Origin of the sequence: Salmonella sp. NW884, from assembly GCF_051700745.1 — a bacterium.
Taxonomy (GTDB): domain Bacteria; phylum Pseudomonadota; class Gammaproteobacteria; order Enterobacterales; family Enterobacteriaceae; genus Salmonella; species Salmonella enterica.
This window is the reverse complement of record NZ_JAMMDE010000003.1, coordinates 316,758-339,157: the sequence shown is the minus strand read 5'-3', so window position 1 is coordinate 339,157 and position 22,400 is coordinate 316,758. Positions and strand designations below refer to the sequence as shown.

At 46.7% G+C, this 22,400-nt stretch carries 24 protein-coding genes; 7 read left to right on the top strand and 17 right to left on the bottom strand.

Annotation, left to right across the window (positions count from 1 at the left end; genetic code table 11):
* Positions 1–131: 131 nt before the first annotated feature.
* From NA197_RS09715 to NA197_RS09705, 3 genes are read left to right on the top strand one after another with little or no spacing between them, the layout of a single operon-like run.
* A complete protein-coding gene (locus NA197_RS09715) occupies positions 132–494 on the top strand; it encodes a GtrA family protein (protein ID WP_015995290.1) in 363 nt (120 codons plus the stop codon).
* The gene (locus tag NA197_RS09710) at positions 491–1,408 is read left to right on the top strand and encodes a glycosyltransferase family 2 protein (RefSeq protein ID WP_015995289.1); all 918 of its coding nucleotides are present in this window, start codon (positions 491–493) and stop codon (positions 1,406–1,408) included. The genes NA197_RS09715 and NA197_RS09710 overlap by 4 nt, the downstream gene beginning before the upstream one ends.
* A 5-nt stretch (positions 1,409–1,413) precedes the next feature.
* The gene (locus NA197_RS09705; protein WP_149866156.1) at positions 1,414–3,063 is read left to right on the top strand and encodes a DUF6056 family protein; all 1,650 of its coding nucleotides are present in this window, start codon (positions 1,414–1,416) and stop codon (positions 3,061–3,063) included.
* 35 nt (positions 3,064–3,098) lie between these two features.
* Here the strand turns inward: NA197_RS09705 and NA197_RS09700 are convergent, their stop codons facing one another.
* Positions 3,099–4,919 (bottom strand): phage head-binding domain-containing protein, encoded by a 1,821-nt coding sequence (locus tag NA197_RS09700; RefSeq protein ID WP_064042981.1) that lies wholly within the window; start codon positions 4,917–4,919, stop codon positions 3,099–3,101.
* A gap of 102 nt (positions 4,920–5,021) precedes the next feature.
* Here NA197_RS09700 and NA197_RS09695 point away from each other — a divergent pair, with 102 nt between their 5' ends.
* A complete protein-coding gene (locus NA197_RS09695) occupies positions 5,022–5,309 on the top strand; it encodes an Arc family DNA-binding protein (protein ID WP_042041822.1) in 288 nt (95 codons plus the stop codon).
* 26 nt (positions 5,310–5,335) lie between these two features.
* Here the strand turns inward: NA197_RS09695 and NA197_RS09690 are convergent, their stop codons facing one another.
* The 3 genes from NA197_RS09690 to NA197_RS09680 form a co-directional block, all read right to left on the bottom strand.
* Positions 5,336–6,061, bottom strand: coding sequence for a hypothetical protein (locus NA197_RS09690; RefSeq protein ID WP_052942493.1), 726 nt, complete (start codon positions 6,059–6,061; stop codon positions 5,336–5,338).
* Between the two features lie 88 nt (positions 6,062–6,149).
* On the bottom strand, positions 6,150–6,776 hold the full coding sequence (locus tag NA197_RS09685; RefSeq protein WP_322967147.1) for a P22AR C-terminal domain-containing protein: 627 nt from the start codon (positions 6,774–6,776) through the stop codon (positions 6,150–6,152).
* A gap of 73 nt (positions 6,777–6,849) precedes the next feature.
* Complete coding sequence (locus tag NA197_RS09680; RefSeq protein WP_000655895.1) at positions 6,850–7,023, bottom strand: Arc family DNA-binding protein; 174 nt, start codon at positions 7,021–7,023, stop codon at positions 6,850–6,852.
* 111 nt (positions 7,024–7,134) lie between these two features.
* Here NA197_RS09680 and NA197_RS09675 point away from each other — a divergent pair, with 111 nt between their 5' ends.
* Positions 7,135–7,518: an Arc family DNA-binding protein gene (locus NA197_RS09675; RefSeq protein ID WP_024139083.1), complete on the top strand. Its 384-nt coding sequence runs from the start codon at positions 7,135–7,137 to the stop codon at positions 7,516–7,518.
* A 44-nt stretch (positions 7,519–7,562) separates the two neighbouring features.
* The gene (locus NA197_RS09670) at positions 7,563–7,862 is read left to right on the top strand and encodes a hypothetical protein (RefSeq protein ID WP_022630937.1); all 300 of its coding nucleotides are present in this window, start codon (positions 7,563–7,565) and stop codon (positions 7,860–7,862) included.
* A 45-nt stretch (positions 7,863–7,907) separates the two neighbouring features.
* Here the strand turns inward: NA197_RS09670 and NA197_RS09665 are convergent, their stop codons facing one another.
* From NA197_RS09665 to NA197_RS09615, 11 genes are read right to left on the bottom strand one after another with little or no spacing between them, the layout of a single operon-like run.
* Positions 7,908–10,076, bottom strand: coding sequence for a hypothetical protein (locus tag NA197_RS09665; RefSeq protein ID WP_052942491.1), 2,169 nt, complete (start codon positions 10,074–10,076; stop codon positions 7,908–7,910).
* Positions 10,061–11,407: a phage DNA ejection protein gene (locus tag NA197_RS09660; protein WP_052942490.1), complete on the bottom strand. Its 1,347-nt coding sequence runs from the start codon at positions 11,405–11,407 to the stop codon at positions 10,061–10,063. The genes NA197_RS09665 and NA197_RS09660 overlap by 16 nt, the downstream gene beginning before the upstream one ends.
* Before the next feature lie 12 nt (positions 11,408–11,419).
* Entirely contained in the window at positions 11,420–12,073 is a 654-nt protein-coding gene (locus NA197_RS09655; protein WP_032166986.1) for a hypothetical protein, read from the bottom strand.
* The gene (locus tag NA197_RS09650; protein WP_032198657.1) at positions 12,048–12,527 is read right to left on the bottom strand and encodes a DUF2824 family protein; all 480 of its coding nucleotides are present in this window, start codon (positions 12,525–12,527) and stop codon (positions 12,048–12,050) included. The genes NA197_RS09655 and NA197_RS09650 overlap by 26 nt, the downstream gene beginning before the upstream one ends.
* Positions 12,527–13,375 (bottom strand): tail needle knob protein, encoded by an 849-nt coding sequence (locus NA197_RS09645; RefSeq protein WP_052942489.1) that lies wholly within the window; start codon positions 13,373–13,375, stop codon positions 12,527–12,529. The genes NA197_RS09650 and NA197_RS09645 overlap by 1 nt, the downstream gene beginning before the upstream one ends.
* Positions 13,375–14,793: a packaged DNA stabilization protein gp10 gene (locus NA197_RS09640; RefSeq protein ID WP_046722397.1), complete on the bottom strand. Its 1,419-nt coding sequence runs from the start codon at positions 14,791–14,793 to the stop codon at positions 13,375–13,377. Before NA197_RS09640 ends, NA197_RS09645 begins: the two co-directional genes overlap by 1 nt.
* Entirely contained in the window at positions 14,753–15,253 is a 501-nt protein-coding gene (locus NA197_RS09635) for a packaged DNA stabilization gp4 family protein (protein WP_001166098.1), read from the bottom strand. Before NA197_RS09635 ends, NA197_RS09640 begins: the two co-directional genes overlap by 41 nt.
* On the bottom strand, positions 15,237–15,446 hold the full coding sequence (locus tag NA197_RS09630) for a hypothetical protein (protein ID WP_000684729.1): 210 nt from the start codon (positions 15,444–15,446) through the stop codon (positions 15,237–15,239). Before NA197_RS09630 ends, NA197_RS09635 begins: the two co-directional genes overlap by 17 nt.
* 38 nt (positions 15,447–15,484) lie before the next feature.
* Positions 15,485–16,777 (bottom strand): P22 phage major capsid protein family protein, encoded by a 1,293-nt coding sequence (locus tag NA197_RS09625; RefSeq protein WP_438796685.1) that lies wholly within the window; start codon positions 16,775–16,777, stop codon positions 15,485–15,487.
* A complete protein-coding gene (locus NA197_RS09620) occupies positions 16,777–17,688 on the bottom strand; it encodes a scaffolding protein (RefSeq protein ID WP_064042980.1) in 912 nt (303 codons plus the stop codon). Before NA197_RS09620 ends, NA197_RS09625 begins: the two co-directional genes overlap by 1 nt.
* Before the next feature lie 13 nt (positions 17,689–17,701).
* Positions 17,702–19,879, bottom strand: coding sequence for a portal protein (locus NA197_RS09615; protein ID WP_000368906.1), 2,178 nt, complete (start codon positions 19,877–19,879; stop codon positions 17,702–17,704).
* A gap of 48 nt (positions 19,880–19,927) precedes the next feature.
* Between NA197_RS09615 and NA197_RS09610 the strand changes: the two genes are divergently transcribed.
* Positions 19,928–20,428, top strand: coding sequence for an HNH endonuclease signature motif containing protein (locus tag NA197_RS09610; RefSeq protein ID WP_000736482.1), 501 nt, complete (start codon positions 19,928–19,930; stop codon positions 20,426–20,428).
* 3 nt (positions 20,429–20,431) lie between these two features.
* Here NA197_RS09610 and NA197_RS09605 read toward each other — a convergent pair whose 3' ends face one another.
* Positions 20,432–21,931 carry a terminase large subunit gene (locus NA197_RS09605; RefSeq protein WP_015995277.1) on the bottom strand — a complete coding sequence of 500 codons (1,500 nt, stop codon included), beginning with the start codon at positions 21,929–21,931 and terminating at the stop codon, positions 20,432–20,434.
* Positions 21,909–22,397 (bottom strand): DNA-packaging protein, encoded by a 489-nt coding sequence (locus NA197_RS09600; protein WP_015995276.1) that lies wholly within the window; start codon positions 22,395–22,397, stop codon positions 21,909–21,911. The genes NA197_RS09605 and NA197_RS09600 overlap by 23 nt, the downstream gene beginning before the upstream one ends.
* Between the last annotated feature and the right edge of the window lie 3 nt (positions 22,398–22,400).

The following is a 22,400-nucleotide window of genomic DNA, read 5'->3' as shown; positions in this document are numbered from 1 at the left end:
ACATGCAAAGCCTTGCAAACCGATGCAAAGCTTTGTGTGTCCCGCTTTTGTCTCACCTTCTGGCATCATAGCTCGATCGATACATCTTCAGATGATAGACTTTCGCCCTCTAAGAATTCACTGATTTTTATATGTTAAAGCTATTTAGTCGTTATGTTTCTGTTGGTGTGCTGAATACAGCCATCCACTGGGTGTGCTTCGGAGTGATGCTCAGTTTGATTGGCATGAACCAAGCTATATCTAACCTTGTCGCTTTCTGCGTTGCGGTGACATTTAGCTTTTTTGTCAATGCCAAATGGACATTTAAATCCAAAGCAACAACTGGCCGGTATGTAGCGTTTGTCATCTTTATGGGGGCTATGGCGGCACTGACTGGTTACATTGCAGATCGCCTTCACGCGCCAGCGCTAATCACCCTGATTGCATTCTCTGGACTCAGCCTGGTAGCAGGGTTTATCTATTCAAAATTCATTGTCTTTAGGGATACGAAATGAAAATTTCTTTAGTCGTTCCGGTCTTTAACGAAGAGGCCACGATACCTATTTTTTATAAAACGGTACGCGAGTTTGAAGGCCTAAAGGAGCATGAAGTTGAGATAGTCTTCATCAATGACGGAAGCAGCGATTCGACAGAATCAATCATCAATGCGCTTGCTGTATCTGATAAATTAGTGGTACCACTATCGTTCACTAGAAACTTTGGCAAAGAGCCAGCCCTATTCGCAGGTCTTGATAATGCTACTGGTGAAGCTGTTATCCCAATCGACGTTGATCTGCAAGACCCTATCGATGTTATTCCTAAACTCATTGATAGGTGGCTAGATGGCGCTGATATGGTTCTGGCTAAAAGAGCAGACCGCTCTACCGATGGAAGGCTAAAGCGCAAATCGGCTGAGTGGTTCTATAAGCTACACAACAAAATTAGCAACCCTAAAATCGAAGAAAACGTTGGTGATTTCCGCTTGATGTCGCGAGAAGTTGTTGAAAACATAAAACTACTTCCTGAGCGCAATCTATTCATGAAAGGCGTTTTGTCATGGGTAGGTGGAAAAATTGATGTTGTTGAGTATTCAAGGGCTGAGCGTGTTGCCGGCAACTCAAAATTTAATGGCTGGAAACTATGGAACCTGGCACTTGAAGGTATAACAAGTTTCTCAACATTCCCGTTGCGAATGTGGACCTACATCGGTCTTGCTGTTGCCAGCGCGTCCTTCATTTATGGAGCATGGATGATTTTAGACAAGCTTCTATTCGGAAATAGTGTTCCAGGATATCCATCATTGTTAGTTTCAATACTTTTCCTTGGAGGAGTACAGTTAATAGGCATTGGTGTCCTTGGTGAGTACATCGGAAGAATTTATACAGAAATAAAAAAACGCCCGCGATATATTTTGAAAAATAGGACTTGATGATTATGCTAAATAAGCACTTTTTTTCAGTTATTTTATTCTTTATTATTATTTTAGTTCCTTCGGTTCATGTTCCAATGCACTCTGATGATTATCACTACATTCTAAAAGGAATGTCGATTAATGCAGAAATCACGCATTACCTAGGGTGGAGCGGAAGGGTTGTTGCGGACATGATAAGCCCATTTCTTTTAGTGTTTTTCCCTACAAAAGTTATTGGTATTATTAATGCAATATGCCTTGTAAGCGTTTCATTATTAATATCCGCTATTCCTTACGCACTACTAAAAAAAGATAAATGCTCATGGTTTAATTTCTCTGTAATAATAATGCTGTACTGGATTGCGAACCCAAACTTAGGACAAACATCATTTTGGGTTGTTGGTACAGCCAATTACTTATGGACAAACTTATTCATACTTATATATTTATATGCAATAGCAAGGATACAAAATGACAGTAAATTAAATTACTCCCTTGTTTTTTTACTTTCAATAATTGCTGGCTGTTCAAATGAAAATACCTCTATTATTGTGGTACTGATATCAATATGCCACTCAATTTACTTATATAAAAAAAACAACCTTAAATTTTGTTTCTTTGGGGTAATTGGTAGCGTTATTGGCGCATCTATCTTACTGCTTAGCCCTGGTAACTATTCTCGTGCTTCAACATTTCCTGGGTGGGTTGACACACCGCTTCAAAATAAAATAGCTGACCATTTCATAAATAGATTTGAAGGCACGTTGCAGGTTTATTGGCAGGTGTATATAGTCATTGCTGTTTTTATGATTATATCGGCATGCTCAACAAAAGATCGCCACAGTAGAAATCATTTAGTATATTCATTTATATTTTTGATTTTTTCAATAATTGCAAACTGTGCATTTGCACTGTCACCATCTATACCAGATAGAGCACTGAACGGTTCATTAATTTTAACATTAATATCAGCTTCATTTGTTTTTTCATCTATAAATATAGACGATATAACAGGCAAAATATTAAAGATTGCCATATTGTCATTTTGCACCCCAATATTCTTATTGTCTTATTATCTATTCACAAACTCTTTATTTGCAAATTATTACCAATCCCAAATCAGGGTTGATATGGTAGTAAATGATAAAAGTTCTGGTAACAATACAGCTTACATACCTTCATTTTATTTCACTCCTTTATTAAAAGCCTCAGATTCAATTGATTATTTTCATAGCCCTTCTATGTCTAGCTTCTTTGGTTTAAGTTATATAGGAACTTACTCGCCTGACTTTGATTATTCGCAAGTTCGAAGAGCAAGTTTTTTTAAAGGTCCTTTTGTACTAAATAATGAATTATCTATAGATAAAATATTCATTTACCGTGACACTGTATTCTCACAATACAGACTAATCGCCAAATTTAATAAAAATACGTCATTATTATCAGGCAATGAAATATACCTACACATCAATATGGATGACGGCAAAGTGCTGATAGCAGATCTTGGGAATAACAGTCTGTGGATTGATGAATCAAACATATCTCAAGTCCCATTGGGATTCATTAACCCTGAAAAAATACAAAGTATTACCTATGGTATATACACAAGACAGACTATGAAAAGGATTACAGAGAGAACAACAAATATTCATGGTATGCTACAAAGTGAATAATTAGAAGAAGATGCGGCGATTTTTCGCCGCATAAATCAAGACCAATACTCACCGTCAATATGTATCATATCACCGGATGATAGAGCGAATGGGTTTATGTCATTAACTAGCCCCCCTGAATACGTAAGTGTCATACCCTGCTCTCCTGATTTTATGTAGCCCTGAATAGGATATGATTTATTGTCTGACGCATCAAAAAGAGTACCACTAACAAAAGATGTTACTGACGAGATATGTGGCGCCGTGATAGCTATGGCTCCTGTAATAGAACTTCCAGCACCCAATTCAGTGTGAACAAAAACCCTTGTTTTGTTTCCGAACTTATTGTATGCGCCGAATGTAAAACCCGATCCTATGTTAACATTAGATAATGTAGGCGTGTAACTGTGTTGATTGGCGTCAACAGCGCGGTAAGTGTAAAAGTTTGGCACGCCACCTTCATTAAGGATACTCATGTATGGGTCAAAATCAAGAGGGCGGTCAATGCTATTTCTAGCGAGCAAATGGTAAACAGTTGCACCAGTCGGGGAATCATATGCGATGTTTACACCTTTAATTGAACAGCCGCCAGCGCCCTGGTCTATAGCATATTTAGTATTCCAGAAACGACCGCCATATACGTTAATCTCATGGCACCCCGATGCAACTCTAATACCAATATTTTCTATAGTGGCGTTATCTGTTTGCCCATCACAGTATGTCTGGTAGAAAGTAAATCCCTTAGCAATCCCCTTTATGTCAATTCCAATTGTTCCTTCAGACGGTTTGCACTTATAAAAACTGAACGCGTCTCCGCCGTCAATTTCCCATTGCGTTGTTTTTCCGTTTGATGATAGTACGTTGACGTTATGAAACTCCAGGAAACTATTCTCCTGAAACCCCTGTGTATCAGTAGGTTTAGGCTCATAGGTTTTAATCCCCAAACCAGTTGCCGAACGCACTTCTATATCACGGTAACTGTGATCAAAGACGGCCTCGTGGTACAACCCTATTCCATTAGGGTCTGTTATCCTTAGATCTGAAAAGTCACACCACAAACCTGCACGTCTGATATCTAGAGCGTTACCGGTGAGTCCATTAGCTCGTATTTCGAAACCTTTAAACACCGCCCCGAATACCGCACCCTGTCCAGAAGCACCCCATCCAGTACCCCAAATTTTTATTGCGGCATCCATCGACCCCACTGGCACGAGGAAACAACGCTCACGTCCAGCGCCCTCGAATTTTGCCGAGACGTTGGTTGTTTGATTTACTAATTGAATTCCAGAAGTGAATTTGTATCCTTTTTGGGCGCTCCCGTAAATAGTATTGCCTGTTGTCTGCGAGAACAGCGCAGCAGCATTTAACGAAGCTGTATCATCGGTAACCCAGTCACCTTTTGCGCCAAAATCTTCAAAGGTATAATTCTCAGCCATTTTATCATGAACAGTTCTGGCTACTGTCCCATCTCCTGGTTGTTTTACAGCGACCAGGGAATCTCCAAATCCATCTGATGGATCTGCTAACTTAACTTGTAACTGGTCTGGATCATACTTAAGCACACTCGGATAGTAGAATTGTTGAGTGCCATATGCATCGTAAATAGCCATAGAGTGGCCCTGTACAGTCACAAACTTTGCAATCTGTCCGTTATATACAGGGTAACCAGCAGCGTTAATGATGATTGGTTGCGAAACAGGAATGTGAGAACCGTCTTCGTTTTCCACATAAACCTGAATCTGGTTTTCAGGATTTACAGGGTCAGTGTCAATTTTACCGATATAAATTTTGCCATTGGCTACGGCTTTAAAAGAACGCGCCATAGTGAAGAGTTGCGAAGGCATACTCACTACAACATTGGCTGTAATGTCTGTCATTTAATTTGCTCCAGATACAAGGAATGGCCGCAGCATGGCTACGGTTGGCATTTGTTACATACCGAAACGGTACGATTGTTGATTTGTACAGTGGGTTTTACGATGCCATTCCACCCATTTGGTGAGGCATTGATGATGTACAGCAAATACGATGAGGCGCAGTTCCACTTGAGGCTTACACACGAGTTGCACGCTAAGATTAAGCAGCGTGCAAAAATGAATAACAGGTCTATCAATTCCGAAATTGTGGCTACGATGGAAGAATCACTCTCCAAACCATCACCTGTAAGCGGGTATCGTGATGAAGAAGAGAGGCTGGCCTCATTAATCTCGGAACGAGTAAAAGAAGTTGCGGCTGAAATTCTAAGGAAAGAAAAAACCCGCGATTAAGCGGGTTTAGTTTTCATTATAAAATGTTACGCCACATTTGAGCCATGTAGCAGGTGTTGTAGTGCTTTAACGCCTTCAGAATTGTAGCGGAACGCCTCTACCTGTTTGCTGGAATGCGCCGATTTATCCAGGAAGAACTTCCCGTACTGCTCAGTTTTGAGGTTGTTTGCGTTAGCAATGCGACCAATCTTGTTGGCCGTTACTCCAAGCTGCTCTGCAACCTCCCCTGCTGAGTAGTAATGCTCTTCTATTGCCGGAAGAGGTATTGCATTAAAACCAACGAGCGGGTTGATTATGCTTGCTGCAGCAGTCTGCTTTGCTTCCGGCGCAAGATTTGGCATCAGATCGAACAGATTGGTAACAGCTTCAACCGTCATTTTCAGTGTTCGCGCTTGACGATACTCAACAAGTCCACTCGCTGATTTACCGCTTTTAATGTGTGCTTCCTGCATACTTTCAAGTTTGTCTACAAGTGTTCGGCGAACTGCTTTAGATTCGCGAGCAGCAACACGAAGCGCCTGCTTGATAGTCATGGAGATAACATCAATGTCAGCCCCGTTTTTCCGACCTACACTTTTTGTGTAGGTCTCGCCCTCCAATTCATCCTCAATTTTCTCGATGAATTTGTTGTTACGTACTGATGGCTCTCCACATAACTTGCGAGCTTCATTAACCATCATCAGAAGACTTTGGCTGTCAATGGTTTTATCCGTGACAACGGATCCGATGTTTGCTACATTCTTAAAAGTCATTAGGCATTCCTTATGTGGTAGTAAGGGTGTGACATAGGCCGCCAGCAGCACACTGGCGGTTTTCTTTTTGCGCCGTCCGGCGCACCAATCAATGAATCCATTCCTCGCCGCGCAGTTTTGCCAGCATTGGCTGAGCGTTCTTTACGACAAAATTGTTGGTATCAAGATTCTTCATTTCACGAAGAAGTGATTTCTTGGTTTCTTCTGACATGTAGCGAGTCTCATATGCAATATCGTAAATCCTTCCTGAAAGCTCAGAACCAATTTGCTTCATTCCTGGGTAGATGTGTTTGCACATTTGTTGACTCTTCTCCATCCACAATTGTAAGTAGCAGAGATTAACCAGTTCTTCGTCAGTAAACTGTTTTGCAATCGGTGAGCATTCTGCCTGCCGATCCAAAATATCCAGCACCCAGCGGCGGAACTCTTTGGCTACCGGAGTGCGAGCAAACATAGCGATTAGGTGGGCACCGCGTAGTGAGAAAACTCGCACTTTTTTGCGATAATTTCCTGAGGTACTCACTTCGAGTACCTGAGTCATTCCGGCGCTAAACTCATCGCTATACTTGTTATAAATCATTGTTACTGCACGACTATTTGCGTATTTAAGTGCAGATGCAATATTAGATGATGTAAACCAAACACCATGCATATCACGGGTGGGCACCAACTCAACTCCGTGGAAGTTGTAATCTGCTTTTGCTACAATGCTCATGTTAGTTTCCTTGCATACGGTTACTGACATAGAGGCCCGGTTTGTGTTCGCGCACTGCCGGGCTTCACTATTTTTACTGGGCATTAACTCTTTCCTCCCTCAGGCTTTTAGCCAGTCGCTGCACAATCGCAGAGTTGATAGAAATTCCATCCATTTCAGCAACACGTCTAATCTCCTCCTTCATTCGCGCTGGCAAACGAAGCTGGAAACTTTGACTTTTACGACCTGTGTAAAGCACATCTTTCATAAGTAATCCTCCCACAATGATACCAACTTGGTTCTAGAACCAATTTAACACCATTTATTTTGATGTCAAGTTGGTGCTATTGTTTAGTAAACATCTTTACGTTGAGGTCATATGAGCAAGTTCCCTAGTCATGAAATGGATAGGTTCAATATCAGGCTTCCGGCAGGAATGCGGGATGCTATAGCCTTAAGAGCAAAGGAAAACGGCAGATCAATGAATACAGAACTAGTGTTTATCATTGATGATGCATTGAAGTCTCCGGTGCCTGCTGAGGTTGATAACTCCAGGATTATGAAGATTTACTCAAACCTCTCCGGGAACAGGCCATCAAACAAAGAAGAGTTTGAGCGGTGGGAGAATGAGCTAGTCAAAGCAATTTTCTACTTACTAGATAGCATCAGTTCTCATTCGCAAATGTATCAAGCTCTCAGGAGCTTAAGGCAAGATGCATATAAAAATGTTTTTGGCGATGATGCTGAAGACATCCAGTTTTGAAGACCATTTCATCTGGTATCCTGCGCAAAACTAAGGAGGTTGGTGTGAAGCGATGGGTTATAGGTGCATTCTGTTTTCTAATTAGTGGTCTTGCACAATCGCAAGATAAGGATCTGAAATTTGCTAACGACATGTTAGTTACAGCTAAAGTTGCTGGTATGTGTGGAACATTTAAACAAATGTTTGCTTTTCAAGAAGCAACACAGATGCCCGGCGGAGATGAATTTATTGAACGTTTTTTGAATACGGAAATTTCTCGCCTAGGAATGTCACTTCAAGAGTTCATGAAGTTGTGCACAGATTCTATAGAGTCATACAATAAATTAAAAAGGATGTCAGAATAGCCATCCATGGCTATCGGGAGGTTAATATGGTAACAGTCGGTTGGATTATTGTTGCCCTGCTTGTTGCTCTGTGGGCAAAGAATCGTTACTACTGAGAAAAGCGACAATACCAACGCGGGCTAGATTTTTCTTCTCGTCCGCTGATAGCGTATTTACCCAATCCCTATATGGTTTCACTTTCTGCATTGAAGCATCCACCGATTTCCTAGATGCTGGGGTGCTGGCGTGACCTGAGGCAATCCTTTTTGAGAGATTTTTAAAAGCCGGAGATGCTATTAATTCATCAGCGGCAGCCATTCTTGAATTTTTACCAGAACGGAGGAGGCTAAAGAGTACCCCTGCCGTACCGGCTCCAGGCGCTCCGATGGCTGTGGTTAGCCCTTCTGCTTTAGCCACGTCTTTTCCTATTCCATATATACGCCCAAGCATTCCCTTCTCTCCTGCGAACTGATTCATCATCCGGTCAATTTGAGAGGAGGAATACACCTTCTCGCTGCCCACCCTTTGCATGCCAGAAGCCACCTCATAGATGTTTCTCAACCTACGCGTAGCCTGATAGCCAATTGCCCGGCTCAATGCCTGCATATTTGATTTGTTTCTTGATAGCCCTCCATACCACTTAACAAATCCAGGAACACCAAGTGACTGCCCGGGAGATTTAGCGAACGTAGTGAAAGCCCTATTCATTGCGGTGGCAACAGCTGGTTGCACCATGTCATCAGGAAGATTTGAAACTAGGCGACGGAAATCACCGCCCTTTCCTTGAGACATATCGACGATAGCTTGCTGTAATTGCGGCACTATTCCTTTATCCAAGTCTCTGCCAAGATTTTGAACAGCGGCTGCCTGCACTGCGAATCTCTTTCTCCCGATCTCTCTAGCTAAATTCCATGTATCCTCTGCACCATATTTGGCAGCAGCGGCTCCCTGATCTTGTATCAGTGCGCTTTCAATAATTCCAAGGTGCCGAGCGTCGATGCCGCTATATGGCCCTTTATCCATCTCTTTGCCAAGAGCCCTTCCAACCTGCCGTCGAACTGCATCAAGAAGACCATAAGTCGGGGCGGTGTTTGGGTCTATTTGTTCCAAGGTCTTTGACAGTTGAGGATATAGCGATTTTAGTTTTTCCAGCCCACCGACATCATCTGCAATATCCTCAATGGCGTTAGTGGTATGGGTGGTATCTACGGTAGCTCTTGTTGGAATTTTTGCTCTAATTTGATTGTATAGAGTGTCTTCTTGGCGCTTCAGGTTTGATCTTAACTCCTCATAAGAGCTTTTGACCTTTTGATTGATAAAGTCCTTATCAACGCTCCCACCAAAATCATTAATAAATTTATCTGCCTGCTCTCCAAGCCTACTAATGGCCTCTCGCTGTGCGTGGAACAGTTTATTCCCTGGGGTTGCAGCTAAAGCATTTTCAAACGCGCGGTAAGAAGGGTTGCTGGAGTACATGCCGGGAGTTAAGGCATCCTCCATCCCAAGATTGCGGGCGGCCTGTAGCACAGAATCATCTGGTGAAACAGCTTCCGCGAGAGCATTTAAACCAGATCTGTTTCCTGTTATTGGATTCACATCTGTAGCTTTCGTTGCAACCCTCGCCATTCCACTAAGTTCAGATGCCTGAGACATTTCTGCCGATGGAGGCCTAAACCTCTTCGTAACCGCACTGGCTGCTTTGCTAATCACTGGAGATGCCAATTCAGCAATTGGACCAGCGGCAGCACCTATAGCCGCCCCTGTAGTTACATTGCCACCGGTTCCGTTAGCAACAACACCACCTTCAACCGCACCAAGCCCTGCGGCGGCAGCCAGCCTTGCCGCCCCTTTCGGAACCTGAGAAATAATCCCACCACCACTAACAAATGGCGCTGCTTGTCCAACAAACTCACCAACATCTTGTGCGGTTGATGGTTTTGCCGCTAACTTCTGCTGTAGAGACTGAATTGCGGCTTGCTCTTCTGGTGTCATATCCTGAAACAGGCCAACACCTTTACCAACATCCATCAATCCACTGAGAACGCCATACATAAAACGGTCGAAACCGTTAGCATTATTAACAACATTTTCCTGTCTGGAATTTTCCTCTGGTGAAACCAAAGGAGATTGCTGCTGTTCTGGTTGGGAATCAAGCACAAAGCCATCAGGAAGTTGTGAGTTATCAGGCTGTTCATCCAGAACAAACCCCTCTGGTAAACCTACATTGGTTGCCATTGTCCGTTCCTGTAAATAATTTTCTGACCAGTTTTAGGATTTTTCGCGGTCATACCTTCTCGAAATGTTTGACCGCCAGATGTTGCTTGTTGTGTCTGTTGTTGCGCAGGCTGCTGAATATCTTCATACAGCTTGGCTTTTCTGGATTGCAATTGCTTAGTTAGTCCGCTGGGGAGAGAATCTCCATAAGTTGAAAGATAATCATCCATTTGCTGATTAAACTTTTCGCCTTCAGTATTTGCCATCAGTTTTGAGGTGTTGATTAAGTCTTGGACTTGCTCATTATTCAGCATCTTGCCGTTAGATAATTGGCTAACATAGTTACCAAGTGTGCCGAATATTCCATCAGTGCGTTTTACCTGCACTTGCTCACCTTCGCGTACCACAGATTGCGGATCCAGCGATTTCATATAGTTGAAAATCATTCCCAACTGCGCTGCTGGAGTGTTGCGCTTCCCAAGGGCTTGTAGGTTGTCAGAAGCACTGCGCATTGCAGAATAATTCTTTGAGAACCCATTAATATCACTATTCAGATCTCGAACAAGTTTTGGGTCAATCTTTCCGCTTTCCTGTTGTTTCATCCCTAATTCCTGCAACTTCAGGGCTACGTTATCATTATGCATTTGTGCCCGCTGAGCCCTGTCTAGTTGAGCGTTCTGGATATTTGCCCATCCTCTCGCATTCTCCATATCAGCCTGACGAATGCTTTCATCCAATCGCCCTTTCTCTAGTTGGCGACCAGCCATTTTGTCCTGAACATTGAAATAATCATTAGGACCAAGCGCAGCCATCCCAAGGTGATCAACAAACTCTGTGAAACCTTGTGGATTTTGCTGATACATTTTCGCCACATCCAGAGGGTCTACTCCGGCACGAGTAAGCTCAGATGAGTTGTTCTGCAACCATGACATCATGGCTTCTGGAGATGAAGCTGCCAGTCTGGCACTTGCTGCCAGTGTGCCGACAGAGGAACGCTGGTCTTCATCGACAAATTTCATGCCGTTTCTTACAGCGTCAAACTGCTCAGGATACTGTGATGCCAGTTTTCGCATTGCATCGCGGTCACCAGATGTATATGCATCAGCATAAGCCTGCTGAAACTCTTGCTGTCGCTTCTGCTGATCCATCTGCTTATACATATCCATGACAGATGAAATGCCCTGCAAAGCCTGCAAGCCAACGTTATTACGTCCTGAACGCTCCATCTCGTTATTCTGTCGAATGTATGCAAGCGTGGCGTCTGCATCACTTGCTCTTGGAGCGTTGGAGTTCATGCCGCCTAACCCGGCAAGAAGCGCGCCTGAATTACCAGCCTGTTGCCATGTAGCCAAGAGACACCTCCATTAAAAAAGTGAACCAAGAAGACCGACGCCAGCACCAATTGCTGTACCCCAACCAGGCATGATTGCAGTACCTGCAGCTGCACCTGCTGCCGCTCCACCCAGGGCGCTCTGAAATCCTGATGGTTTATTCGCATTAGCCGCAGATGCTGCCGCCTGCTGTTGATACAATTGGCTGACGTTGTTGGCATAGTTCTGCCCGGCGTTTGCCTGACCTGTAAGAGCGCCAAGGCCGATATTTGCCAGATTGTTGTAGTTGTTCATCTGACCTGACAGCCAGTTTTGACCGAGTGTAGGTGCGATTGCTGCTAACTGGTTTCCTGTTGCTGTAGAGCCTAATCCACCCGTTGCCTCTGCTGCTGCCAGACTCTGGTAACGCGCCTGACCTGCAAGGTCTTTGTACTGCTGGGAGTTGTAATACTGGTTAAGCGCCTGACCTTGCCCCTGAAGAGAGGAAAGATTTTGCAACTGTGATACGTACTGCTGAGCGAGTGGCGTGAACGGTGCAAGGTTTTGCATGTTCGTCTGCCACATTTCACGCTGCAATTCGATGCCCTTTTCAGTTGCGCGTGCCTGTGCCTTTGAACCGCCATCACTGCCACCTTTGCAGTAAACAGCTTTGCTGAGGTGCTTATTGGCAATCTGGAAAATTAACATTCGTTAGCTCCTCGTATTTTGAGCGCGGTAACTGATAAATCGTGATGCCCACAGGCTTTCCATTGCTGGTATAAGCATCATCAAGGTGACCAACACGGGTAGCGCCAAGCAAACGGATAATTGCCCGTCCGTATTTCGTTGTGTCAGGAACCATGGTGATGCTGTTAAGGAATGGTGAGTTTTCGAGAAGCCATTTGCAGAATAATCGATGCCCTTGCAGTGCATATTCACCACGGAATCCGTGGTCGTACACCGCATGACATTCAACAACGCTATGCCAGAAGTTACGCACTTCATGAACGCCAGCCAGCACTAATCCTTCGTAGATGCCGAGATATACCGCATCAGGCTTGATGTAGTATTTATCTCCACTGTCTACGATATTTCCCGTGTTTGCCGGGTTGTTGAGGAATTCTGCAAGCTTCACCGGATTGTCGATGAGCTTTATTTCCATCACTGCTCCGCAATGATTTTGATGGTTGTGGCAGTAAACGCCGCACCATTTGACTGAATGGTTAACGTGCTTCCATTTGTGGCAAGAAAGCCGTCTTTATCCACGCTGAAGAACGTAGCTAACAGGATGTTGTCGGTTGTTGTCGCCGCATTACGACTGCTGACCAGCGTATCAGGAACGGAACCGGAGAATGTTAGCTGCATTGACCTGTTTGCGGTTCCGCTGGGCCACGTCCCGACAATCGACAGCTTGAAGAACAAGGTTTTGTTCTCGTTGAACACAACCATCTTGTTGTTAACGGTGTCGAAGAATGGTGCCAACGTGCCGGATGACGGCGTGAGCGTTTTCAGCAGGCTAACAAGGTTGGTCGGCGCTGTCGGGATGGTTACTGATACGCCAGAGTAAACAACCTCTGACTTCTTGCGAGTAGTGGCATACTCCAGAGCATCGATGCGCGTTTCATGGTCTGAAACCTGCGATTCCAGCGACTGAACTCTGGTATCAAGCGACGCAATATCGCTTTCATTCTGAGTGATTCGTGTTTCATGTTCCTGAAGAGTTGATTCTGCCCGGCTGATTCGCTCCTCATGATTAACAAGTGTTGCTTCCGCAGCAGAAATTCGTTGCTCATGGTCAGCGAGAATCACATCCTGCTCATCGTTCCTGACTTGTGCATCATAAGCGCCCTGTCCGGCCTCGTTGGCCTTGTTCGCCACGTTACCAACATCAGTGCCCTGTGCGATAACGTAAAGCAGATACGACTGCGAGAAGATATTGCGTGGAAGAACTGATGTGTCGAGTCGTGTAGCTTGGATGATTACCGGCACATTGAGATTCGAATCCGCCATTACTCAATCCTTATCTGGCAGCCAGACAGAGTGACAGGTGACTTCGTGATAACGCGCAATTTGAAGCCAATGTTTTTCCTGATGCGCCCTACTCGCTTCCACAAAACACGCTTGTCGTAAACGAACGGTTCATTCTGCTCAATCATCTGCTCACGCCCGTAATTGATGCCGTCAGTGGTTGCAGAGAGGAACAGGCGGTCAGCGTATTGAGCAACACCAGTGGATGATTCAACCTCAAGGTCGAAGCATCTGGCGTTATCTGCTTTGAAAAGGGGCGTAAACAGTAGGTGTTCTTGTTGTTTGTCGTACTGGCTGCTGATGTCGAATTGCAATTGTCCGACCACCGCTTCTGATTTGTCGCCGCACGTTATCTGGTTTCCTTCGTACATGAAGTCGACGCCGCGATATACATCATCGTAAAGCCCGGTTTTCAGCACACACCACTGAGGTCCGTTCTGGCTGGACGATGCGTCGTAAACCAGAACATGGCGAGGGAGATGAATAATCAGAAGCTCATGAGAATCGAAGCGCAAAGTCTCCATCACACCCGTCGCCATTTCTTCAGCGGTATATGAGCGGATAATTTTCTCAATACTGGCGGTCGCAATTGGCGATGCCTGCCCTGAGCCGATGATGTAGACGGAAGGTGCGCCAGTAGCCGGATGACTGATAAAGGCGTATGAATCAGCGAACGGCGTTTTACAGTATGTTCCGGCAATGCCCTTCTGTACCATCAACGATGGCTGTGCGACATACAACGCAGCGCCAGCGGTGGTTGCGCCTGTCAGTGAGAAATACTCTATCGTTGACGAACCAAAGCAGACGATGAAGTCTCTCCATGTTCCGATGCCGATGATGCCGTCAGGCTGCGACTCTGCGCGATATTGTGCGCTGTAGCGGTCAGGATGCGATTCATCTTCGAGGTCAGTGATAAACCATGAATCAGTGCCGTCTTTTGACCACGCATAACGCCCACGTAAGCGCGTAATGTCACGCACTGAACCTAACTCATACTGCGTGAATCCGCTGTCTGCAGGCCAGTTTGAGACGGTTTTAACCGTGCCATCATAGCGATACTCGACCAGTTGGCCATTAACGCCTACCGCCTGTGATGTCCGACCATGTGCCATTGATACGCGACCACTTCCGGCAACATCACCAACTTCGCTTTCTCCTTTGTAGAGCTTGCCACCACAAACACGATAAACAGCATTCTGAGCGGTGTTGTACTCAACTCCACGCGATACGCCGTTCATATCATAACGTTTGGTAATGCCGGGGAATGAGCGGAGATAGCCGCTGCTGTTAAGGATTTCTTTGGGTGTTGCCAGCATATTCACTGGCAGATAGTCGATATAATCGGCGTTCTTGAAGTCTTTACCCATTCCCTTCATCATGGGGAGTTGTTGAATCGGCATTCTGTTCTCCGGGGAAATAATGCCATTCGTTCAGATTGGCGAAACTGTTTCCACTGCCTGTCGGCATGCGTGACGGGTAAGGCGCTCGTTTGGCTCTGGAAATGGCGGTTTGCTTATAGAGAAGCTCTTTTCCGTATTTAGCAGTGGCGATAATTTTGGCAGTAGCCTCAAGCGCATAATCAGGAGCAATGCGGCAGGCCAGATTATGGAATACGGCGCTGACTGCACTGGAGCGAAGGCCATGGTCGTCACCTTCAGCAGGAGGATTGTCATCATCTGAGAATACATAGCCGGTAATGATGCCTTTCCCGTCCTGATACCACTCCGCCATCATCGCTTCCAGATCATCAACGGCATCCTGCATAGACTGAGGTTCGACATCGGTAAGGGTTGCATCTGATGCCACGCCCAACTTACGAAGCGCAGCCCTGACCAGATCGCCTTTAGTCTTTATCTGCATCGCTTACCGCCTTAGGCTTGCGGCCTTTGCGTGGCTTAACATCATCTGCTTCCACGGGCAGCAGCTTTGATGGATGATCAAGCCAGCCATCTTTGACATATTCCGGAAGTTCGCTGGAGTCGATGACCTTCATCTGAGCCATGACGCCCCATACCATGATGCTTCCACCGGGCTTATAGATTGCTATTTTCATAGCCACTCCATAAAGAAAGGGGCCGCAGCCCCTGTTAGTTACGCAGTCTGACCAGGCAGGCCAACACCGATTGCCTCCGGTCGTGTCGCGTTTACGCCGTACCACAGCGCAATACGGCACAGGCCGGACAGGGTGGAAATATCACCCTGCGTAGCGAAGATACCGTTCAGGCCAACATCAGGGATGCTGAATGAGGTAGTTTTCATACCTGCAAAAAGTTCATGGTTAGCCGGAATCGGCTGAGACACGATACGAATAGCATCGTCAGCCCAGAACACATTAGTGCGAGCGTCTTTAACGTTCAGAATGTTCACTGCCATTGCATCAGCCAGCGAGGTATTAACGTTGGCGTAGGCGCGTTGCTCAGGAGACAGGGAAACATCATCCAGCGCAACTGGCTTCGGCGTAATTTCAACGTGAGTAGCGTCAACAACACGGACCACGGAGAAAGTCGCGTCCTGCGCCAGCACGTTCTTAGCCATCTGACCGAGGAACTTAACGCCAGCAAACGAGATTTTGTCGCCGCGTTTCAGGCCGGTAGTTGCAGACAGGGTGACGGTAGCAAAACGGTTATCAACGTTAACTTTGTTGCCATCGTTACCAAGTTGCCATGCGACAGGCTTGAAGGACTGCGCACCGGATACAGTGATGCCAGTTGCGGTGGATTTGGTCAGCACAGGAAGTTTCGGAGAGCGCAGGACATCATCGAAGCCAGCGACCTGACGCTGAATGGTGCCATCGCGGTATGCTTCTTCAGGGATGCGCCCGAAGATATCACGCTTGGTCAGGTCATAACCCGCCTTTTTGTAGTCCTGCGGGTTGAAGAAGTACGATGTGCCCATGTCGCGGTTAAGTTCGCGGGAGAACATCAGTTCTTCTGCATCGGCCACAAAGTTCCAGGCATCAGCGGTATTAGTGCCGATTGCATCCGGCGAAGTGATAACCAATGATCCCATCTCGGCGGCCATGTTTGCGACTTTCAACTCAACGTTATTCGCCAGCTTGCGAGCTGCTGACTGGATACGGTGACGATACGCAGTCTCGTCTCGCAAGTCATCAGCACGCAACTGGAAGAAGTCGTTATCCGGCTCTCCCATGTTTACCGCGACGTTAAGTTCCAGTAACCCTGTCGCTTTATCAGTTAAATCCCAGCCCTCCTGAGTGGGTGACTCTTGCTCTACAGGCATCCAGATGGTATTGCTGGAGCGCTGCATAGAAGCAGCAGGCGGGGTGTATTTCTTGGCTTTCTGCGCCATTGGAGTGATTGCGGAGATGGTTTCGATGATTTCATCTACCGCCAGTGTAACAATTTGACCTTCGTTCAAAGCCATTATCGGATTCCTTTAAGTTTTGCCTTTAGCTTGCGGTAGGTTTCCACATCTCCCTTGCTCGCAGCAGCATCCATTTGTTTACGAATGGCATCTTTATTTGCTGCGCTGACATCACCGGTAATCGGCTGGTCAGCAGGGGGAGCGGAAGAGATTTTTTTACCGCGAGGCTTGAGAGTTAAGCGTTCGGATAGTCGAGTGAGTTCAATCAGCGCGGACTGCCCATCCATCGCCAGTAACTGGCGGGCTTTCTCCGGGTTTGCCCCCAGGTGATACATGAGCGCGGCGGACTTTTCCGGGAACAGGCGCATAATGTCTGCCCCAACCGCAGGCGGAACCAGTTGCATAAATGCGTCTTCTTTCTCCTGATAGTCAGGGATGTTGAGCTTTTCCGCCGCGTCATAGTGTTTGCGGGCAGCTTCGACGTATTGCGCTGATTGCTGGGTAAACTCCTGAGTCTTGCGGCCCTGTTCTGCTACGGCATTGCTGCGGGCGTCCTGCGCTTTCATTAGCCATTCGGTATTAGCAGCATTGAAAGCGGCAAGCGCACGGCTGTTGTCGTAGTCATATTTAGCCAGGCCTTCTTCTGACAGATAGGCGTTAATGTCTGGCTGAGGAGGAAGGTCAGGGTTTACCCGTAAACTCTCCGGCAATTCTCCGCGTTTAACTGCCTCCATCTGCTGCTCAAGCTCGCGCTGTCGTTTGCGCTCGATGCGGCGGCGGGCGAATTCTGCGTTCTTTGCCGGGTCTTGTTTTGGTGCTGTCTCATCGTCCTTCAGGACAATCTCAAAGCCCTCTTCCTGACCTGCATTGTCGTTGGCATTATCGACAACTAAGCTATCAGCAGATGCCGCTGCATGATCGCCGGACAGGGTTAAGTCTTCAGTTGCCTGAATTTCGGTGGTTGGTTCCATGATTAACTCTCTCTTATTGAGGTGTCTCGGCTACACTGCCGGAAGGTTGATTTTGTCTCTGCGATTGCAGGATGTTGGCAATGTCCATTCGCTGCTTGTGCGTCTGTTCATCGCCTTTAAGGAGTAACTCAGCATTTGCGCGAGCGTCTTCGCTGCGGTCCTGCTGGAATGAAGCAACGGTTTTAAGGAACTCTCTAAACTCAGATTGTTTACTGAGGTCCATGTTGTTGAAGATTTCTGCGATTCTGGCAGCGTTAAGCTGGTTCTGCGCTTCGACTTTAGCTGCATCGATTTGCAGGGACAGCGTCTGGTTCTGAGCTTTAGCCAGTTCAGCCTGCCCCTGCAGGAGTACGCCCTGAGCCTGAACCATTGCCGGGTCTTGTTGACCTTGTTTGGCTTGTTGCGCCTCTACTAACCATTGCTGCTCTTCGGGCGTTTCTGGCTTCTTAACGCCCATCTGAATAAGCTGCTTGTTTGCATAGTCACGCATCATCTCAACACCTTTACCATCAAGCAGGGTGAAGTACTGAAGCAACAGCAGTTGATATTCTGGCGTTCCCTGTGGCGTCTTGCCGAGCAACTCAAGAATTTCTGCGCGGTTTTGCTGCTTCATGGACTGGAATGATGGTCCAACATCCGTGTAGCACTCATAGCGCCCCCTGATATCGTTTAGTACCTGCTTTTCTCCAGTAGCAAGGTCAACAACCTCAGCCATTAGCTGAACATCTTTCTCGCTGCCATCCTCAAGGGTAATCGTAACGTTGCGAGGAACATCGTAGATGTCATTAACTATCGACTGGTAAATCTCTCCGTCACGGCGCATGGCGGTAGCCAGATTATCCTGAAACACGTATGTCTCAAGGTCAGCCCTCATATTCAGTTGATTGACGGTATCAAACGCAACCTGTCCGCCATTTACCGCTTCTGTATCAACTCCGAGAGTGGCAACCTCTTTTACTGCGCTGGTTGCTGCTTCCAGCATGTAGGCGTTGGCTTGCGGCACTTCCGGGTTTTCATAATATGCCAGCGGCTGAGTCGGAAGGTCTCCACTATTTTCGTCAGTGCGATTGAGCAGGTAGTATGGGTAATCGTCGTTACCGTCGTACATATGCTCAAAGCCTGCAATCTGCTCAGGCCAGAAGAACGGCTTCTTCTTCGGAGTGCGGGCCACGATGTCGGCGTTGAACGACATAATCATGTTGCGCAGACGCTGGCCGTCTTTTGTCAGGCGGACGACACCCTCATACACTTCTTTATCTTCAACGAAGCCCCACTCTCCGAACACCGGAACAATGGGGATATGCTCGCCAGCAATGAGCTGCTTGTCTTTGAGTACAGCAGTGCAGGTGATAATCGATTTGTATACCCGGCGACGCTTAATCTGGCGCTCTGCAATTTTGATAAATCCACTATCAGCCAGGTCATCGATGACGTCTTTAATATCGCGCTTAAAGTAGCTTACCGGCTCACCCGTAACCGGGTCTTGGTAGATAAACGCCGTCTCTTTCTTCTCGACCACTTCGTAAAACTCAGCGATCTGAATTGTGTCCTGCGTCAGCCATGGAAATACCCAATCGTTGGGGTTCTGGAATGATGGAATATCATCCGCATCGAGGTCGTATTTTTCTGCGAAATCCTCCCAACCATTCTGGCTCATTGAGTGGATAACTGTGCAGTGACGGGCGTCAGACTTATCCATCAGCTTGCTGTTGCTGTCCCAGATAACGTGGGAGCAAGCGCTATGGATAGGCTCACGACGAATAACCTGATTGTTGCTCGTTGGACTTTGGTCTTCGTAGTCAGTGACCAGACGCCACGCACCTACGCCTGATTCAATCTGCTCACGAACAGCGACATTGACCGCGATTTTTGCCGTGTTGTGCCGCATGTCTGTACGATACATACCCATAAGCACATCAGCGGCGTCAGGACTTGCTCCATCCTTTGGACGATACAGAACATCAATAGGGTTCTGACGCATCTCAGAAACGAGTTTGCGCACCACTGGTCGTACAACATCGAACTGCCCGCGATATTGCAGGGTTGTGTATTGTGATAGCCAGTCATCCCATTGAGATAGGCGAGAAAAGAATAAGTCGCTCTTCGCTTCCGTCCTGATCTCATCACTGGCAGTCCAATCGCAGTCGAACTTAGTCAGTATTTCTTCTAAACGATTTTCTTTGTTATCCATAATGATGCCGTGATAAAATTAATGGGATTACTTACCAAAGGAAATAATATGAAAAAGCTATCCATTGATGAGATTCGAAGCCTGTTTTCATATAACCCGGATACCGGAATCCTCACGGCAATAAACAGAACTCGCAGGACAGATCTGAATGGCAAGCCAGTTGGATGCCCTCACGGGAACGGATACCTCGATGTGAGGGTTGGGAATAAGCTCTATTATGTTCACCGCCTGTGCTGGGCTCACTATTACGGAGAATTCACAGATCTAATTGACCATATCAATGGAAACAAATCGGATAACCGGATAGCCAACCTTCGCGCAGCCAATAAGAAAATGAATGGCCTGAATCGCGGAATAGATAAAGACAACTCATCTGGATTCAAGGGTGTGACATTCAGGGTTGATACCAAAAACTACATGTGGCAATTCGTCATTGACGGGAAGAGATACACAAAAAGCGGCTTCCCTACAGCCGAAGAGGCATACAACCATAAACTTAAGTTCATCGACGCATTGCAGCACTCAGCGTCAGATTTTCTTAAGCCATAGCCATTATCGTCCTCTGCGTACTGGTCTAATCGGTGCGGGGATTTTCTTTTCTTTCGGCTTTCTGATATCGCGCATCATCCTGGCGAAGCGGCGCATCATGTAGCCGTAGCGAGTAGCATCGAGCACATCATCGTTGGTCTTGACAATCTTGCCGTTTTCATCGCGATGATATAGGCGGAACTCTTCAAAAAATGGTTCGCATGTGTTGAATACTTTGAATCTTCCTTCAAGCATCAGGTCACGAAGTTCACTAATGCCTGACTCTACTGAGTTACCGCCATCCGGGAACGTTGCGTGTTCGGGAAGCATAGAGAACCCGGCGTCCGCATATTGGGTTTTAAGTTGCTCACCACCGCCCTTTTCGTGTTGGTGACCGTCATGAGGCCACGCGACAGGTATTTTGTTAGCCCACGACTTAACAGCACCCCACGCCTGAACGGCAGTGTTCTCTGATTTCTTCCATACACGCGCCAGATAGAAAACATCTGCGTCTTTGTCCCACCAAAGCTGAATGTGAGCTTGCGGGTGGTTCCAGCCGAAGTCCTGAGCGTCGATAACATAGAAGTGATCGGGACACTCAAACGGCTGGCACTTAATCGTCTCTTCCGGTATCTGGAATATTCGACCGCTACCCATCGTAGGAATACCGCGAGCACGCGCCTCTCTCTCATGCTCAGGATAGGATGCGATGATTTGCTCTTTCTGCTCGTCGGTGTAGTGCTCAGCGTCATAGATGGTCATGTTGACCACTTTCTGCGACTTACTGGGATTCTTCAGGAACTTGGTAACAACGTCAGACATCCCCATCAGCGGGGTAAACGTCAGAATTGAGAATTGCCCGTATTTGTTTGTACGGGTAAGACCTTCGCCATAGATGCTATATGGCGGCTCTTCGTCAAACCAGACGCCGTGAATTGTGTCGCCCTGCCAGCGGGCGCGGCCCTGTGAGTAAGGCTTAAAGTAGCATATTGAGATGCCATCTTCGACGCCTTCTGGCGTGTGGTGCTTAACAAGAAGGTGATCAACAAGATTAGGGAAGAACGGAGACTTCTTCCAGCTAATGATGTCCTCTTTCGGGATTGACCCATAGCCAGGTTCATCATTCTCTTCGATACGCCCGCACAGGATGCGTTGAGTCGTTTTGGTTACAGTCTCGTTTGTTTCACCGCCAATCCAGAAGACAACTGGCTCATAGAAACGCTTACCTTTCCACTCTCCGCCATATTTACCATCAGCCGGATAACCTTTCGTTCCCGGGTATCGCCCGGTAAGGTGAAACGCGACTTCAGCAGCGCCAGTAAATGACTTACCAAGCTGGTTACCAGCCATAAAACATCGCTCTGGATAGTCATGACCTGCGTCGATGAACTCACGCTGTTTGCTGTATGGCGCAAACTCATATAGCAAGTGTGTATTTCGGTAGTTCTCTTCTTCTTCGAGTAGCTCGAGCAATTCGATTTGCTCTTCGTCGCTCAGGTTATCAAGAATCGCGTCCAGTTCCACGGTTGAATAGCTCCTTGATACGAGAGCGGCGCTTATCGCGATCTCCCTTATCAGGTGTCACGTCTTCAACTTGCGACTGCTCTTTGAGGCCCAAATCGCGGGCGATGATGTTAGCGTTGAGAAGATCAGCGGCTGCGCCGGAGAATTTTTGGTCGTAGATGATTTGCTCTGCTCGCGTAACGACCTCAGATAAGTCTTCTCTCACCCTGTATTGTCGCCATGTCTCAAGCGTCACATCGAGGAATAGCGTTAGCCCAGTGATGGTCATCGCCCTCATCTTGGCGATAGGCTCTTGTGTAACTTCTCCTTGATATGAGAAAGCCTTCATCTCCCATAGTGGGTTATCCTCCACCCACTCGAAGTATTCACAACAAGCAGCCCACAGCGCCTCAGGCGACTCGAATTTCGGGTTACGCCCATGACTACTGCGGGCCTCCCAGAATCGGTTTCCCTTTGGTGCTGCCATAAG

Coding starts and splice junctions, on each gene's coding strand:
- NA197_RS09715 (WP_015995290.1), top strand. CDS start 132: ATGTTAAAGCTATTTAGTCGTTATGTTTCTGTTGGTGTGCTGAATACA.
- NA197_RS09710 (WP_015995289.1), top strand. CDS start 491: ATGAAAATTTCTTTAGTCGTTCCGGTCTTTAACGAAGAGGCCACGATA.
- NA197_RS09705 (WP_149866156.1), top strand. CDS start 1,414: ATGCTAAATAAGCACTTTTTTTCAGTTATTTTATTCTTTATTATTATT.
- NA197_RS09700 (WP_064042981.1), bottom strand. CDS start 4,919: ATGACAGACATTACAGCCAATGTTGTAGTGAGTATGCCTTCGCAACTC.
- NA197_RS09695 (WP_042041822.1), top strand. CDS start 5,022: ATGCCATTCCACCCATTTGGTGAGGCATTGATGATGTACAGCAAATAC.
- NA197_RS09690 (WP_052942493.1), bottom strand. CDS start 6,061: ATGACTTTTAAGAATGTAGCAAACATCGGATCCGTTGTCACGGATAAA.
- NA197_RS09685 (WP_322967147.1), bottom strand. CDS start 6,776: ATGAGCATTGTAGCAAAAGCAGATTACAACTTCCACGGAGTTGAGTTG.
- NA197_RS09680 (WP_000655895.1), bottom strand. CDS start 7,023: ATGAAAGATGTGCTTTACACAGGTCGTAAAAGTCAAAGTTTCCAGCTT.
- NA197_RS09675 (WP_024139083.1), top strand. CDS start 7,135: ATGAGCAAGTTCCCTAGTCATGAAATGGATAGGTTCAATATCAGGCTT.
- NA197_RS09665 (WP_052942491.1), bottom strand. CDS start 10,076: ATGGCAACCAATGTAGGTTTACCAGAGGGGTTTGTTCTGGATGAACAG.
- NA197_RS09655 (WP_032166986.1), bottom strand. CDS start 12,073: ATGTTAATTTTCCAGATTGCCAATAAGCACCTCAGCAAAGCTGTTTAC.
- NA197_RS09650 (WP_032198657.1), bottom strand. CDS start 12,527: ATGGAAATAAAGCTCATCGACAATCCGGTGAAGCTTGCAGAATTCCTC.
- NA197_RS09645 (WP_052942489.1), bottom strand. CDS start 13,375: ATGGCGGATTCGAATCTCAATGTGCCGGTAATCATCCAAGCTACACGA.
- NA197_RS09640 (WP_046722397.1), bottom strand. CDS start 14,793: ATGCCGATTCAACAACTCCCCATGATGAAGGGAATGGGTAAAGACTTC.
- NA197_RS09635 (WP_001166098.1), bottom strand. CDS start 15,253: ATGCAGATAAAGACTAAAGGCGATCTGGTCAGGGCTGCGCTTCGTAAG.
- NA197_RS09630 (WP_000684729.1), bottom strand. CDS start 15,446: ATGAAAATAGCAATCTATAAGCCCGGTGGAAGCATCATGGTATGGGGC.
- NA197_RS09625 (WP_438796685.1), bottom strand. CDS start 16,777: ATGGCTTTGAACGAAGGTCAAATTGTTACACTGGCGGTAGATGAAATC.
- NA197_RS09620 (WP_064042980.1), bottom strand. CDS start 17,688: ATGGAACCAACCACCGAAATTCAGGCAACTGAAGACTTAACCCTGTCC.
- NA197_RS09615 (WP_000368906.1), bottom strand. CDS start 19,879: ATGGATAACAAAGAAAATCGTTTAGAAGAAATACTGACTAAGTTCGAC.
- NA197_RS09610 (WP_000736482.1), top strand. CDS start 19,928: ATGAAAAAGCTATCCATTGATGAGATTCGAAGCCTGTTTTCATATAAC.
- NA197_RS09600 (WP_015995276.1), bottom strand. CDS start 22,397: ATGGCAGCACCAAAGGGAAACCGATTCTGGGAGGCCCGCAGTAGTCAT.